This window comes from Streptomyces sp. ATLC9 (genome assembly GCF_057196705.1).
Window position 1 is genome coordinate 22,155 of the sequence record NZ_JBXUOY010000007.1, and the last position, 14,355, is coordinate 36,509.

The window sequence follows — 14,355 nt, forward strand, 5'->3', positions numbered from 1 at the left end:
CGCGCAATGCCACGGCTGGGAATGCCAGGCTCCTAGGATTCGTTGGGTGGAGTAAGCCTTCCGAGGCGATGCTCCACCCAGGCACCGGTAAACCCATCGGCAGACAAGGAAGACTCCGTGAGCGACGTCCGCAACGTGATCATCATCGGCTCCGGGCCGGCGGGGTACACCGCAGCGCTCTACACCGCCCGCGCCGCCCTGCGGCCGCTGGTCTTCGAAGGCTCGGTGACCGCCGGCGGCGCGCTGATGAACACCACCGAGGTGGAGAACTTCCCCGGCTTCCGCGACGGTGTCATGGGCCCGGACCTGATGGACAACATGCGCGCCCAGGCCGAGCGGTTCGGCGCCGAGCTGATCGCCGACGACATCACCGCCGTCGACCTGGAGGGTGAGATCAAGGCCGTGACCGACTCGGCCGGTACCGTGCACCGCGCCCGGGCGGTCATCGTCGCGACCGGCTCGGCCTACCGCAAGCTCGGTCTGCCCCGGGAGGAGGAGCTGTCCGGCCGCGGAGTGTCCTGGTGCGCCACCTGCGACGGGTTCTTCTTCAAGGGCCGGCACATCGCGGTGGTCGGCGGCGGCGACACCGCCATGGAGGAGGCCACCTTCCTGTCCCGCTTCGCCGAGAGGGTCACCATCGTCCACCGCCGCGACACCCTGCGGGCCTCCAAGGCCATGCAGGAGCGGGCCTTCGCCGACGACAAGATCGAGTTCGCCTGGAACAGCGAGGTCGCCGAGCTGCACGAGGACGGCGGCAAGCTGTCCGGGCTGACCCTGCGCGACACCACCACCGGCGCCACCTCCCGGCTGCCGGTGACGGGGCTGTTCATCGCCATCGGCCACGACCCGCGCACCGAGCTGTTCCACGGCCAGCTCACCCTGGACGGCGAGGGCTACCTCACCGTCGACGCACCGAGCACCCGCACCAACATCCCCGGTGTCTTCGCCGCCGGGGATGTGGTCGACCACACCTACCGCCAGGCCATCACCGCCGCCGGCACCGGCTGCTCGGCCGCACTGGACGCCGAGCGCTACCTGGCCGCCCTGGTCGACGCCCCGGAGAAGCACCACGCCGAGCGGGAGAAGACCGACGAGGCCGCGGCCACCGCCGCACTCTGAGACCACCACCCCTACCCCGAGAAATCAAGGAGATCGTTATGGCCACCGTGACCGCCACCGACGCCGACTTCGCGGACGTCGTCCTCAAGAGCGACAAGCCGGTCCTGGTCGACTTCTGGGCGGCCTGGTGCGGTCCGTGCCGTCAGATCGCCCCGTCGCTGGAGGCGATCTCGGAGGAACAGGCCGACAAGCTCACCATCGTCAAGCTCAACATCGACGAGAACCCGGCGACGGCCGCCAAGTACGGGATCATGTCCATCCCGACGATGAACGTCTACCAGGGCGGCGAGGTCGTGAAGACCATCGTCGGCGCCAAGCCCAAGGCCGCCATCGAGCGCGACCTGGCCGACTTCATCGGCTGATGTTTCACGTGGAACGGACCCGCCTCACCCCGGGGCGGGTCCGTCGCCATTCCACCTTCCACCACCGCGGAAATCACAGTGGCCTGAAGGCAGGCTCCTTCTGCACCGCTCCCAGCAGCCGATCGATCGCCAGCTCCACGTCCTGCTTCCAGGAGAGGGTCGTACGCAGCTCCAGCCTCAGCCTGGGATAGGCATAGTGTGGTCGGACCGTCTTGAACCCCACTGCGAGAAGATGGTCGGCCGGGAGCAGACAAGCGGGCTGCTTCCACCGAGCGTCCCCGAACGCCTCGATCGCCTTGAAACCCCGCCTCAGTACGTCCTTGGCCATGGTCTGCACCATCACCCGGCCCAGTCCCTGCCCCTGGTACCCCGGCATCAGCCAGGCTGTGATCAGCTGCACCGCGTCCGACGAGACAGGACTGGTGGGGAAAGCCGTCGAGCGCGGCACATACGCCGGTGGCGCGTACAGCATGAAACCCACCGGCACGTCATCGACATAGACGAGCCGCCCACAGGAGCCCCACTCCAACAGCACTGCCGATATCCAGGCTTCTTTCTCCAGATCGGGCCGACCCGCCTTCACAGCGGCGTCACCGCTGACAGGGTCGAGCTCCCAGAAGACGCATCTACGGCAGCGCTTCGGGAGATCCGGCAGATTATCCAGGGTGAGCGGAACGAGTTGACGCCCCATGGAGACATCGTATCCATGGGGCGTCGTACGGTGGTGTTCTTGGCTGTGTCCTCGGTGTGCTCAGGTTCCTCGGGTTCACTCGCCGCTGTCGTCGTCTCCTTGAGCAAGCTGCCGTTCCAGAAGCTGATTCTCACCGGGTGCGAACTGTCTCAGGATTCTCTCCAGATCCTCCATCGAGGCGAACTCGACGACGATCTTTCCCTTCTTCTGCCCGAGGTCCACCTTGACTCGGGTCTCGAAGCGGTCCGAGAGGCGGCTCGCCAGATGGTCCAGCGCGGGGGAGACCCGCTTGCCGGCCCGTGCCCCCCGAGCCCGGCTCTTCCCCTTCGGCGTGGTGTCCATCACGGCCACGATCTCCTCGACCGCCCGCACCGACAGCCCCTCGGCCACAATGCGGTGAGCGAGACGGTCCTGCTCCTCGGAGTCCTCCACCGAGAGCAGCGCACGCGCATGCCCTGCAGACAGCACTCCGGCCGCCACACGACGCTGCACCGAAGGTGAGAGACGCAGCAATCGGAGTGTGTTCGAGACCTGGGGGCGCGACCGGCCGATACGGTCCGCCAGCTGATCATGGGTGCAGTCGAAGTCCTTCAGCAGCTGGTCGTAGGCCGCCGCCTCCTCCAGAGGATTCAGCTGCGCCCGGTGCAGATTCTCCAGCAGGGCATCCAGAAGGAGCTTCTCGTCCTCCGTAGCCCGGATGATCGCCGGAATCCGCTCCAGACCCGCTTCCCGGCAAGCCCTCCAGCGACGTTCGCCCATGATGAGCTCATACTGTTCCGGGCCCGTCTGCCGAACGACCACCGGCTGGAGAAGCCCCACCTCCTGGATAGAGGTCACCAGCTCCGCCAGAGCGTCCTCGTCAAACACTTCCCGCGGCTGCCGGGGGTTCGGAGTGATCGCATCGACCGGCACCTCGGCGAAGTGAGCTCCTGTCGCCTCACCGCTCACAGCGCCGTCCGCAGCACCACTCATGGCCTCGGTTTCACGTGAAACTCCACCACCATGCCGCCCATCCCCATCGGGGGGATTGGTCACCTTGGCCGCCGCCACACCGCGTCCCGGAGTCAGCACCGGAACAGCGGTCGGAGAAAGCGCGCCATTCTCTCCCACCACGGGGGTGACACTGTCGTCCGGTCCCGTCGGCGCCGCGGGAATCAGCGCGCCGAGTCCTCGACCCAGCCCTCTACGTCGTTCCGTCACTGAGTCCCCTCCACCATGTGCTGTTCCTGCTGCTTGCCAGCGCCTCGCAGCGCGATTTCCCTGGCCGCCTCCAGATAGGAGAGCGAGCCACTGGAACTTGGATCGTAAGTGAGCACCGTCTGCCCATAACTGGGCGCCTCCGAAATACGCACCGACCGAGGGATGTTGGTACGCAGGACCTCCTTGCCGAAGTGTCCCCGCACCTCCTCCGCCACCTGGGAGGCCAGCCGCGTACGGCCGTCGTACATCGTCAGCAGAATCGTCGAGACATGAAGCTTGGGGTTGAGGTGCCCCTTGACCAACTCAACGTTCCGCAGAAGCTGCCCCAGCCCTTCGAGGGCGTAGTACTCACACTGAATCGGGATGACCACCTCCGCACCGGCGACCAGCGCGTTGACGGTCAGCAGACCGAGCGAGGGCGGGCAGTCGATGAAGATGTAGTCCAGTGGCTGCTCATAGGCGGAGATCGCCTTGTGCAGACGACTCTCCCTCGCCACCAGTGACACCAACTCGATCTCCGCACCGGCAAGGTCGATCGTGGCCGGAGCGCAGAAGAGCCCTTCCACCTCCCTCACCGGCTGGACGACATCGGAGAGCGGCTTGCTGTCCACCAGAACGTCGTAGATCGACGGCACCTCGGCGTGGTGATCTATCCCCAAGGCGGTGGAGGCATTGCCCTGGGGATCCAGGTCGATCACCAGGACCCGGGCACCGTGCAGGGCCAGAGAGGCGGCGAGGTTGACCGTGCTCGTGGTCTTGCCCACCCCGCCCTTCTGGTTGGCAACCACCATCACCCGGGTCTCCTCGGGCCTGGGGAGACCCTCACCAGCACGGTTCATCGCCTCGACCGCCTGCTGAGCGGCACGGCCGACGGGGGCGGAGACATCCCCTTCGTACCGGGGAGAGGCATCCATCGGAGGCGGTGTCTCACTCATCGTTTCACGTGAAACATCCACCGCTTGAGAACGGGGACCCGGGACCGGATCGGTCATCGGTCCCGGGATATGGCCGTCGGACCGCAACGGTTCACTCTCCTCGACGTCAGGCTCGCAATGAGAAGAGCCTGCCATGCTCCCCGGGTCGGGAACCAGCGAGCCCCGCTCATCTGTGGATGAATCCACCTCTGAGCGGGGCTCGGATGGGTCTGACGCGTCAGTCGCGCGCCCTCGACGGATGAATCCATGCAGAAAGCGACGTTTCACGGGAAGCACGATGCATCCACGCCCGCCCTCGGACGCGACGACACTCCGCACGGCTCGTCTTTGGCGACTCTACGGAGTAACGGGGGTCGCCTTCAGGGACACCGCCGGTCTCCGGGAGTCACCGTCGGCGACGCGCCGCGCTCCGCGAGCGCCCAGCTCTGGCGGCTTTCGCCTTCTTGGCTGCGAAGCGCACCCCACCCGGACTCTCGCCGACCTCGACACGGACCACAGTGGCAGACGGCTCCACCATGCCCTCACCGACACGGAGCACTGAGGCATCCACCGCGCCGAGTTTCTGAAGCGCGGACCGCGCCGTCTTCAGCTCCTCCTCCGCAGTGTCTCCCTTGAGGGCCAGCATCTCACCGTACGGCCGCAGCAGCGGTACACCCCAGCCGGCGAGCCGATCCAGCGGAGCCACGGCGCGGGCCGTCACCACATGCACCGGAGACAGCGACCCCAGAACCTCCTCGGCCCTGCCCCGCACCACCGACACATGGTCCAGCCCCAGCAGCTCGACGACCTCCTGAAGGAAGGTCGTACGCCGCAGCAGCGGCTCCAGCAACGTGATCCTCAGGTCCTGCCGCACCAGTGCGAGGGGAACACCCGGCAGGCCGGCGCCGGAGCCGACGTCGCAGACCGTCACGCCGTCGGGCACGACCTCGGAGAGCACCGCGCAGTTCAGCAGGTGACGCTCCCACAGCCGGGGTACCTCACGCGGCCCGATCAGTCCACGCTTGACCCCGACCTCCGCCAGCAGTTCCGCGTAGCGGACAGCGTCCTCGAAGCGGTCACCGAAAACCTCCCGCGCCACCTCGGGCGCGGGAGGCAGGGGCGACGACACGGCGTCCGTCACGGCAGCACGACCACGCAGCGCTGCGGTTCCTCGCCCTCGGACTCACTGCGCAGCCCCGCCGCGGCCACCGCGTCGTGCACCACCTTGCGCTCGAAAGGCGTCATCGGCTTCAGCTTCACCGGCTCACCGGTACGCTGCACCTCCTTGACCGCCTTGGTGCCCAGCTCCGACAGCTCCTCGCGCTTGCGGGCACGGTAACCGGCGATGTCCAGCATCAGCCGGCTGCGGTCGCCGGTCTCGCGGTGCACCGCGAGCCGTGTCAGTTCCTGCAGCGCCTCCAGCACCTCACCGTCCCGGCCGACGAGCTTCTGCAGGTCCCGGCTCTCTCCGTCACTGATGATCGACACAGCGGCGCGGTCGCCCTCGACGTCCATGTCGATGTCGCCGTCGAGGTCCGCGATGTCGAGGAGCCCCTCGAGATAGTCGGCCGCGATCTCACCCTCCTGCTCAAGGCGGGTCAGGGTGTCGGTGCCCTCTGCGGTCGTGTCCGTCACGAGTGGACTCCTTCTTACTTCTTGGACGGGTGCTTGGAACGCTGCGAGCCCTTGCGCTGTCCGGGCTTCCTCTTCGGCTGCTGCCCGGGCCGTACCGACGGGGAGTCGGAGGCCTCCTTGCTCAACGAGGTCTTCTGCCCGGTGGCCTTCTTCTCCTTGGCCTCCGCCTCCGCCTGGGCCGCGGCGGCCTGGCGCTGCGCCTTGGTCATGCGCTTGGGCTGCTGGCGGTTGGCACGGGCGGCCTCGACGGCCTTCTTGGTCTCGGCCTCCGCCGGGTCCTCCTTGAGCTTGCCCTTGGCCCGCAGCTTCTCCTGACGCTGCTTGTAGGCCAGCGAGCCCGGCGTCGGGTTGCGCTTGATGATGTACATCTGCTGCCCGAGGGTCCACACGTTGGTGGTCAGCCAGTAGACGAGAACACCGACCGGGAAGTTGATGCCGAAGACGGCGAAGATGATCGGGAAGACGTACATCAGCATCTTCTGCTGCTGCATGAACGGCGTCTTCACCGTCAGGTCGACGTTCTTCGTCATCAGCTGGCGCTGCGTGTAGAACTGCGACGCCGACATCAGCAGAATCATGATGACCGTGACCACGCGCACGTCGGTCAGCGAGGCGCCCAGCGCCTGGACCTTCTCGGCGCTGTCCATGAACCGGGTCGCGATCGGAGCCCCGAAGATGCTCGCGTTACGGGCGCTCTCCACCAACTGATCGCCCATGACGCCGACCTCTTGGTCGTTGGCGATCTTGTTCAGCACCTGGTAGAGCGCCAGGAAGAACGGGGACTGCGCCAGGATCGGAAGGCAGCTGGAGAGCGGGTTGGTACCCGTCTCCTTGTACAGCTTCATCATCTCTTCCGACTGGCGCTGTCGGTCGTTCTTGTAGCGCTCCTGGATCGCCTTCATCCTCGGCTGGAGCGCCTGCATGTTCCGCGTCGCCTTGATCTGCTTCACGAAGAGCGGGATCAGGGCGATGCGGATCACGATCACCAGCGAGACGATGGACAGACCCCAGGCCCAGCCACTGTCCTCGTCGAACACGAGGCTGTACAGCTTGTGGAACTGGACGATGATCCAGGAAACAGCGTTATAGAGAGGACCGAGGATCGTGTCGATCGTGTCCACGAGTCAGGCTCCTTGGGCATTGGACTGGGACCGGTGCTGCCAGCGGTCACGCATCCGCTGGTGCCAGACCGGATGCTTCCGGGCGGGAACGTGGTCGACCCCACCGGGCGACCATGGATTGCAGCGCAGGATGCGCCAGGCTGTCAGCGCCGCCCCCTTCACCGCGCCGTGCCGTCGGATGGCTTCGTAGCCGTAGTGCGAGCACGACGGGTAGTACCGGCACACCGGGCCGAGCAGTGGGCTGATGGTCCACTGGTACAACTTGATCAACCACAGCAGCGGATATTTCACGACGGGCCTCCAAGCAGCCGCTGCAGTGCGGTGTCCAGATCGCGGGCCAGCCTGTCGTGGTCCGCCTCGCCCGCACCGGGCAGCGCCCGTATGACCATCAGGCTACCGGGCGGCAGAAGGTCGAGCCTCTCCCGGACCAGATGACGCAGTCGCCGCTTCACGAGGTTACGGACCACCGCGTTGCCCACCGCCTTGCTCACGACGAAACCCGCACGCGCCGGGGGAGGTACTCCCCCGGCGGCGTGCGGGTCCTTGCGTTCCCCGGAATCGCTCCGGGGAGACGCCCTGCGCAGATGGACGACGAGGAGCGGGCGTCCGGCCCGGCGTCCTCGGCGTACCGCGGCCGCGAAATCCTCGCGCCGCCTCAGCCGGTTCTCGGTGGGCAGCACGTCACGGATCCGCGGTCTGACTCGTCGGGTCGGTCAGGCCGACAGACGGGCGCGGCCCTTGCCGCGGCGGGACGCGAGGATCGCGCGTCCGGCGCGGGTCCGCATCCGCAGACGGAAACCGTGGGTCTTCGCGCGGCGGCGGTTGTTCGGCTGGAAGGTGCGCTTGCTCACTCGGGGCTCCAGGAATGCTTGTGTCTCGTACGAGACGCGTGGGGCGCCGACTGGCTGTCACCGTGCGCCCACGAGTAGCTCGCAACGCCCGAGTGCACCGCTTCTGTGATCACCAGGATCTTGCCCATCGGAGGCAGGCGGCAGCAGCCATCGACAACTCGACCTGGTTACGGTACGCGCGCCCGCGCCATCAGGTCAAACCAGGGCCGGCCGGGGGGTTCTGTACACAGCCTGTGGACAACGACTTGAACCACACATGCCGCGCTGACTACCGTGGCTGAACTTCCGTTTCCTCCCGACCGTCCCAAGCACCACACATGGGTGGGACTGTCGAAGCCCGAACAACCCCACCCAGTGAGTGAGTGAGTGAGTGAGCGTGCCCTGTGGCTGACCTGCCTGCCGATCTTGCCGCAGTGTGGCCACGCGTGCTGGAGCAGCTCCTCGCCGACGGCCAGGGGGTCGAGGCCAAGGACCAGCGGTGGCTCAGAGACTGCCAGCCCCTGGTGCTGGTCTCCGGCACCGCGCTGCTCGGCGTGCCCAACGAGTACGCGAAGGGCGTACTGGAGGGGCGGCTCTCCCCGCTGATCACCGACGCGCTCAGCCGCGAGTGCCAGCAGCCGATCCGTCTCGCGATCACCGTCACCGGGCCGGCCCCCGAGCCCCGGGCTCCGGCTGCTCCCACCCCGCCGGCGCACCCGGAGCCGCCGCAGCACCGCAGGCCGGCGCCGCACCAGCAGCCGCTGCACTTCGACGAGCCCCGCTACGACGCTCCGCAGCACGGCGGCCGGCACGCCCGGCAGCACGGTGGACCCCAGCACGAGGACCGGCAGCAGGAGCTCGAGCTGCCCAGCGCACGGCCGGCGTACCCGGACTATCCGCACGCCCCTCAGCAGCACCAGCCGGGCGCCTGGCCCCGCCCACAGGACCCCGACGCCTGGCAGCCGCCGCACGACCCGTACCAGTCGCAGAGCCCGTCGTACGAGCCGCCCTCCTACGGCGGCCGGCGCCACGCCTCCCCCTACGACCAGCCGTCGGTGCCCCGTTACGACGGCGCCCGGGGCACAGGCCGCGACCCCCAGCAGCTTCCCGCGCCCAGCGGTGCCCCCGGCCCGCTCGCCGCTCAGCCCGCGCCCGCGACCGGCCCCGGTGAGCCGACGGCCCGGCTGAATCCGAAGTACCTCTTCGACACCTTCGTCATCGGCGCCTCCAACCGCTTCGCGCACGCCGCCGCGGTGGCCGTGGCCGAGGCGCCGGCCAAGGCGTACAACCCGCTGTTCATCTACGGCGAGTCCGGGCTGGGCAAGACGCACCTGCTGCACGCCATCGGGCACTACGCCCGCAGCCTCTACCCGGGCACCCGGGTGCGGTACGTGAGCTCGGAGGAGTTCACCAACGAGTTCATCAACTCCATCCGCGACGGCAAGGCGGACGCGTTCCGCAAGCGCTACCGCGACATGGACATCCTGCTGGTCGACGACATCCAGTTCCTGGCGAGCAAGGAGTCCACCCAGGAGGAGTTCTTCCACACCTTCAACACCCTGCACAACGCGAACAAGCAGATCGTGCTCTCCTCCGACCGGCCGCCCAAGCAGCTGGTCACCCTGGAGGACCGGCTGCGCAACCGCTTCGAGTGGGGTCTGATCACCGACGTCCAGCCGCCGGAGCTGGAGACGCGCATCGCGATCCTGCGCAAGAAGGCCGTCCAGGAGCAGCTGAACGCGCCGCCGGAGGTGCTGGAGTTCATCGCCTCGCGGATCTCGCGCAACATCCGCGAGCTGGAGGGCGCGCTGATCCGGGTCACCGCCTTCGCCAGTCTCAACCGGCAGCCGGTCGACCTGGGTCTGACCGAGATCGTGCTGAAGGACCTCATCCCCGGCGGCGAGAACGCCGCCCCGGAGATCACCGCGGCCAACATCATGGCGTCGACGGCCGACTACTTCGGGCTGACGGTGGACGACCTGTGCGGCTCCTCGCGCAGCCGCGTCCTGGTCACCGCACGGCAGATCGCCATGTACCTGTGCCGCGAGCTGACCGATCTGTCGCTGCCGAAGATCGGCGCCCAGTTCGGCGGCCGGGACCACACCACCGTCATGCACGCCGACCGCAAGATCCGCGCGCTGATGGCCGAGCGGCGGTCCATCTACAACCAGGTCACCGAGCTGACCAACCGCATCAAGAACGTCTGACGCGGCGCCGTCCCGCGATCACTTCGCCCCCAGGCGTCCCTCCGGACGCGGAAGCCCCCGAGGAGGCCCCTCCCGGGGGCTTGTCGCTGTTCGAATCCACAGACGGCAGAGTCGGTGATCCACAGATTCACCGACTTTCTTCCGTCCACACGCTGGGGACCGGCGGGTTGTCCCGATAGCGTCCACAGGCACGCCGCCCGATGATCGAATGGGCCTGGTCAGATGCCTGGGGATCTGTGGGCAGAAGTTTTCCACAAGCTGTGGACAGTGATTGCGCCCGCAAGCGGCGGATCGGATTGTCCACCGCCCGCCCACAGCCTCGGCCGCGTTGTGCACAGTTTTCACCGGCTTCTCCACAGAGCTGTCCACTGTTCGACAACATGGCGCGCGATGTCACCCCTCCGTGTGAAAGGCGTCACATGGAGGGTCTGGGTTGGGCTGTTGAGAAGGCGGGTAAAACTGTGGGCGGCCCTGGGGAGAAGTCGCGGATCGCTGTGCACGGGATGTGCAGAACTTTCCGTCGTCCACAGGAGCCCCCTGTTCGTCCACGTCCCCACCCACAGGGCCGGTGGACAAAACTTCCGGTCTGACCTGCGCGGATCGAGTTATCCCCGGTTTCCACAGGCCCTACTACTACGACCACGGAGATAAAGAGCGGACTTCGGTCGGAAACGGGCCCTGTGCACAACTCGGCCCGACCGCGCTTCGCGACCCTCCCGGCGACTTGACCCCGACCCGCTCCCGCTGTCAGCCGGGTGCGTCAGACTGGTCCCCGGCGACAAGCCGACGACGAAGACCAGCAAGGCGAGCAGCCAGCAACAGCGGGAGGCGGCTTAAGTGAAGATCCGGGTGGAGCGCGACGTCCTCGCGGAGGCGGTGGCCTGGGCGGCCCGCAGCCTGCCGGCCCGGCCCCCGGTGCCGGTCCTCGCGGGCCTGCTGCTGAGGGCCGAGGAGGGCTCGCTGAGCCTGTCCGGTTTCGACTACGAGGTCTCGGCACGGGTCTCGGTGGAGGCCGACGTGGAGGAGGACGGGACGGTCCTCGTCTCCGGCCGCCTGCTGGCCGATATCTCGCGAGCCCTCCCCAACCGCCCGGTGGAGATCTCCACAGACGGTGTACGGGTGAGCGTCGTCTGCGGATCCTCGCGGTTCACACTCCACACACTGCCTGTGGAGGAGTACCCGGCGCTTCCCCAGATGCCGAGCGCGACCGGCACGGTCCCGGGCGAGGTCTTCGCCGCCGCCGCGGCCCAGGTCGCCATCGCGGCCGGACGCGACGACACCCTGCCGGTCCTCACCGGCGTGCGGATCGAGATCGAGGGCGACACGGTCACCCTGGCCTCCACCGACCGCTACCGCTTCGCGGTCCGCGAGTTCCTGTGGAAGCCGGAGACGCCGGACGCCTCCGCGGTGGCCCTGGTCCCGGCCAAGACGCTGCTGGACACGGCGAAGTCCCTCAGCGGCGGTGACAACGTGACGCTGGCGCTGTCGGGCTCCGGCGCGGGCGAGGGCCTGATCGGATTCGAGGGCAACGGGCGGCGGACCACGACGCGGCTGCTCGAGGGCGACCTGCCGAAGTACCGCACGCTCTTCCCGACGGAGTTCAACTCCGTCGCGGTGATCGAGACGGCCCCCTTCGTGGAGGCGGTCAAGCGCGTGTCCCTGGTGGCCGAGCGGAACACCCCGGTGCGGCTCACCTTCGAGCAGGGTGTGCTGATCCTGGAAGCGGGATCGAGCGACGACGCACAGGCTGTGGAACGGGTGGACGCACAGCTGGAGGGCGATGACATCTCGATCGCCTTCAACCCCGGCTTCCTGCTGGAGGGGCTGAGCGCCATCGACGCCCCGGTCGCGCAGCTCTCCTTCACCACCTCGACCAAGCCCGCGCTGCTGAGCGGCAAGCCGGCGGTGGACGCGGAGGCGGACGAGGCGTACAAGTACCTGATCATGCCGGTGCGGCTGTCGGGCTGACCCGGTGGCGTGCGGCCGGGAGCCCGGTCCGTCCGGCCGGACCGGGCTCCGGGGCGTTTTCCCGGCTCGGTCGGCGCGCATACGAGCGGAGTGTGCCCGCAGCTGTGCGCCGCTCCCTCCGTCGTAGGCTCGTACCCGGGTACGCAACACCAGGACACCGAAGAAAGGCCCCCTGATGGAGCTCGGTCTCGTCGGTCTCGGCAAGATGGGCGGCAGCATGCGCGAGCGCATCCGCCGCGCAGGCCACACCGTCGTCGGATTCGACCGCAACCCGGACCTCGCCGACGTCCGCAGTCTCGAGGAGCTGGTGGACTCGCTGAAGGCGCCGCGGGTGGTGTGGGTCATGGTCCCGTCCGGCGGCCCGACACAGTCGACGGTCGACGCGCTGGGCGAGCTGCTCTCCCCCGGGGACGTGGTCGTGGACGGCGGTAACTCCCGCTGGACGGACGACGAGCGGCACGCCGAGGAGCTGGCGGCCAAGGGCATCGGCTTCGTGGACTGCGGCGTCTCCGGCGGCGTGTGGGGCCTGGAGAACGGCTACGCGCTGATGTACGGCGGTGACGCCGAGCATGTCGCGAAGGTGCGGCCGGTCTTCGACGCGCTCAAGCCGGAGGGCGAGTTCGGCTCCGTGCACGCCGGGAAGGTGGGCGCCGGCCACTTCGCGAAGATGGTCCACAACGGCATCGAGTACGCGATGATGCAGGCCTTCGCCGAGGGCTGGGAGCTGCTGGAGGCGGCCGAGGCCGTCACCGACGTCCGCGAGGTCTTCCGCTCCTGGCAGGAGGGCACCGTCATCCGCTCCTGGCTGCTGGACCTGGCCGTCCGCGCGCTGGACGACGACGAGCACCTGGGAGCGCTGCGCGGTTACGCGGCCGACTCCGGCGAGGGCCGGTGGACGGTGGAGGCGGCGATCGACCACGCCGTGCCGCTGCCCGCGATCACCGCGTCGCTGTTCGCCCGCTTCTCCTCGCGCCAGGACGACTCCCCGCAGATGAAGATGATCGCCGCGCTGCGCAACCAGTTCGGCGGCCACGCGGTGACCGCCGCGGCCGGCGGAGAGAAGGGCGCCGACGCGCCGGGCGCCGACGTCATCCCGCCCGTCGGCGGCTGACCGGCCCGAAGCACATCCGATGCACGTCACGCATCTGTCGCTGGCCGACTTCCGGTCCTACGCCCGGATCGAGGTTCCGCTCGATCCGGGCGTCACCGCTTTCGTCGGTCCGAACGGCCAGGGCAAGACCAATCTCGTCGAGGCGGTCGGCTACCTCGCGACGCTGGGCAGCCACCGGGTCTCCTCCGACGCGCCGCTGGTGCGGCAGGGCGCCGACCGCGCGGTGGTGCGGGCGGTGGTGCGGCAGGGGGAGCGGCAGCAGCTGCTGGAGCTGGAGCTGAACCCGGGGCGGGCCAACCGGGCGCGGATCAACCGCTCCTCGCAGGTCAGGCCGAGGGATGTACTGGGCATCGTGCGCACGGTGCTGTTCGCCCCGGAGGACCTGGCGCTGGTGAAGGGCGATCCCGGGGAGCGCCGCCGTTTCCTGGACGAGCTGGTGACGGCGCGCTCGCCGCGGATGGCGGGGGTGCGGTCGGACTACGACCGGGTTCTCAGGCAGCGCAACACCCTGCTGAAGACGGCGGCGATGGCGCGCCGGCACGGCGGGGGGTCCGGCGGCGGGGCACTGTCCACCCTGGAGGTGTGGGACCAGCATCTGGCCCGTGCCGGGGCGGAGTTGCTGGCGCACCGGACGTCGCTGGTGGCGGTGCTGGGACCGTTGGCGGACAAGGCGTACGAGCGGTTGGCCCCGGGCGGCGGGCCGGTGGTACTGGAGTACCGCTCACCGGTGGAGGGCGGTACGCGCGAGGAACTGTACGAGGGGCTGCTGGCCGCGCTGTCCCGGGCGCGTCGGCAGGAGATCGAGCGCGGTGTGACGCTGGTGGGTCCGCACCGTGACGATCTGGTGCTGAGGCTGGGGGAGTTGCCGGCCAAGGGGTACGCGAGCCACGGGGAGTCGTGGTCCTGTGCGCTGGCGCTGCGGCTGGCCTCGTACGACCTGCTGCGCGGTGAGGGCAACGAGCCGGTTCTGGTGCTCGACGACGTCTTCGCCGAGCTGGACGCCAGGCGGCGGGAGCGGCTGGCGGAGCTGGTGGCGCACGGCGAGCAGGTGCTGGTGACGGCGGCCGTGGAGGGGGATGTCCCCGAACTGCTGGCGGGGGCCCGGTACGCGGTCGGCGACGGGGAGGTGACCCGGTTGTGAGGCGGGACGACCGTCCGGACGGACGGAGCGGTGGCCCGTCCGGGATTCCTCCCGCC

15 protein-coding genes are annotated in these 14,355 nt (G+C 68.6%); 6 read left to right on the forward strand and 9 right to left on the reverse strand.

Translation table 11 applies throughout. The annotated features are described in order from the left end of the window. The first annotated feature begins 117 nt into the window (after positions 1 to 117). Entirely contained in the window at positions 118 to 1,119 is a 1,002-nt protein-coding gene (gene trxB / locus AC2CJA_RS01655; protein WP_484600827.1) for a thioredoxin-disulfide reductase, read from the forward strand. 32 nt (positions 1,120 to 1,151) lie between these two features. Continuing rightward, positions 1,152 to 1,481: a thioredoxin gene (trxA, locus tag AC2CJA_RS01660; RefSeq protein WP_484600853.1), complete on the forward strand. Its 330-nt coding sequence runs from the start codon at positions 1,152 to 1,154 to the stop codon at positions 1,479 to 1,481. Between the two features lie 73 nt (positions 1,482 to 1,554). Here trxA and AC2CJA_RS01665 read toward each other — a convergent pair whose 3' ends face one another. The 9 genes from AC2CJA_RS01665 to rpmH all read right to left on the reverse strand — a co-directional run bounded on the left by AC2CJA_RS01665 (position 1,555) and on the right by rpmH (position 7,893). Then, the gene (locus AC2CJA_RS01665; RefSeq protein ID WP_484600828.1) at positions 1,555 to 2,172 is read right to left on the reverse strand and encodes a GNAT family N-acetyltransferase; all 618 of its coding nucleotides are present in this window, start codon (positions 2,170 to 2,172) and stop codon (positions 1,555 to 1,557) included. A gap of 75 nt (positions 2,173 to 2,247) precedes the next feature. After that, a complete protein-coding gene (locus AC2CJA_RS01670; RefSeq protein WP_484600829.1) occupies positions 2,248 to 3,372 on the reverse strand; it encodes a ParB/RepB/Spo0J family partition protein in 1,125 nt (374 codons plus the stop codon). Then, the gene (locus tag AC2CJA_RS01675; RefSeq protein WP_484600830.1) at positions 3,369 to 4,442 is read right to left on the reverse strand and encodes a ParA family protein; all 1,074 of its coding nucleotides are present in this window, start codon (positions 4,440 to 4,442) and stop codon (positions 3,369 to 3,371) included. The genes AC2CJA_RS01670 and AC2CJA_RS01675 overlap by 4 nt, the downstream gene beginning before the upstream one ends. Before the next feature lie 250 nt (positions 4,443 to 4,692). Beyond that, positions 4,693 to 5,427 carry a 16S rRNA (guanine(527)-N(7))-methyltransferase RsmG gene (gene rsmG / locus AC2CJA_RS01680; protein ID WP_484600831.1) on the reverse strand — a complete coding sequence of 245 codons (735 nt, stop codon included), beginning with the start codon at positions 5,425 to 5,427 and terminating at the stop codon, positions 4,693 to 4,695. Further along, a complete protein-coding gene (locus AC2CJA_RS01685) occupies positions 5,424 to 5,921 on the reverse strand; it encodes a Jag family protein (protein WP_484600832.1) in 498 nt (165 codons plus the stop codon). The genes rsmG and AC2CJA_RS01685 overlap by 4 nt, the downstream gene beginning before the upstream one ends. Before the next feature lie 14 nt (positions 5,922 to 5,935). Next, positions 5,936 to 7,033, reverse strand: coding sequence for a membrane protein insertase YidC (gene yidC / locus AC2CJA_RS01690; protein WP_484600854.1), 1,098 nt, complete (start codon positions 7,031 to 7,033; stop codon positions 5,936 to 5,938). A 12-nt stretch (positions 7,034 to 7,045) separates the two neighbouring features. Continuing rightward, a complete protein-coding gene (yidD, locus tag AC2CJA_RS01695) occupies positions 7,046 to 7,333 on the reverse strand; it encodes a membrane protein insertion efficiency factor YidD (protein WP_484600833.1) in 288 nt (95 codons plus the stop codon). Continuing rightward, positions 7,330 to 7,722: a ribonuclease P protein component gene (gene rnpA / locus AC2CJA_RS01700; RefSeq protein WP_484600834.1), complete on the reverse strand. Its 393-nt coding sequence runs from the start codon at positions 7,720 to 7,722 to the stop codon at positions 7,330 to 7,332. The genes yidD and rnpA overlap by 4 nt, the downstream gene beginning before the upstream one ends. A 33-nt stretch (positions 7,723 to 7,755) precedes the next feature. Continuing rightward, positions 7,756 to 7,893 (reverse strand): 50S ribosomal protein L34, encoded by a 138-nt coding sequence (rpmH, locus tag AC2CJA_RS01705; RefSeq protein ID WP_003949374.1) that lies wholly within the window; start codon positions 7,891 to 7,893, stop codon positions 7,756 to 7,758. Positions 7,894 to 8,276: 383 nt separating this feature from the next. Between rpmH and dnaA the strand changes: the two genes are divergently transcribed. From dnaA to recF, 4 genes are all read left to right on the forward strand, one after another. Then, complete coding sequence (dnaA, locus tag AC2CJA_RS01710) at positions 8,277 to 10,079, forward strand: chromosomal replication initiator protein DnaA (RefSeq protein WP_484600835.1); 1,803 nt, start codon at positions 8,277 to 8,279, stop codon at positions 10,077 to 10,079. A gap of 837 nt (positions 10,080 to 10,916) precedes the next feature. Further along, complete coding sequence (gene dnaN / locus AC2CJA_RS01715; protein ID WP_484600836.1) at positions 10,917 to 12,047, forward strand: DNA polymerase III subunit beta; 1,131 nt, start codon at positions 10,917 to 10,919, stop codon at positions 12,045 to 12,047. 175 nt (positions 12,048 to 12,222) lie between these two features. After that, positions 12,223 to 13,158: a phosphogluconate dehydrogenase (NAD(+)-dependent, decarboxylating) gene (gene gnd, locus AC2CJA_RS01720; protein ID WP_484600837.1), complete on the forward strand. Its 936-nt coding sequence runs from the start codon at positions 12,223 to 12,225 to the stop codon at positions 13,156 to 13,158. Positions 13,159 to 13,177: 19 nt separating this feature from the next. Next, on the forward strand, positions 13,178 to 14,299 hold the full coding sequence (gene recF / locus AC2CJA_RS01725; protein WP_484600838.1) for a DNA replication/repair protein RecF: 1,122 nt from the start codon (positions 13,178 to 13,180) through the stop codon (positions 14,297 to 14,299). Positions 14,300 to 14,355: the final 56 nt, after the last annotated feature.

Bases quoted from the DNA above. Each gene is read 5' to 3' on its own strand.
- recF (WP_484600838.1), top strand. From the start codon at position 13,178: ATGCACGTCACGCATCTGTCGCTGGCCGACTTCCGGTCCTACGCCCGG.
- AC2CJA_RS01665 (WP_484600828.1), bottom strand. From the start codon at position 2,172: ATGGGGCGTCAACTCGTTCCGCTCACCCTGGATAATCTGCCGGATCTC.
- gnd (WP_484600837.1), top strand. From the start codon at position 12,223: ATGGAGCTCGGTCTCGTCGGTCTCGGCAAGATGGGCGGCAGCATGCGC.
- AC2CJA_RS01675 (WP_484600830.1), bottom strand. From the start codon at position 4,442: ATGGCAGGCTCTTCTCATTGCGAGCCTGACGTCGAGGAGAGTGAACCG.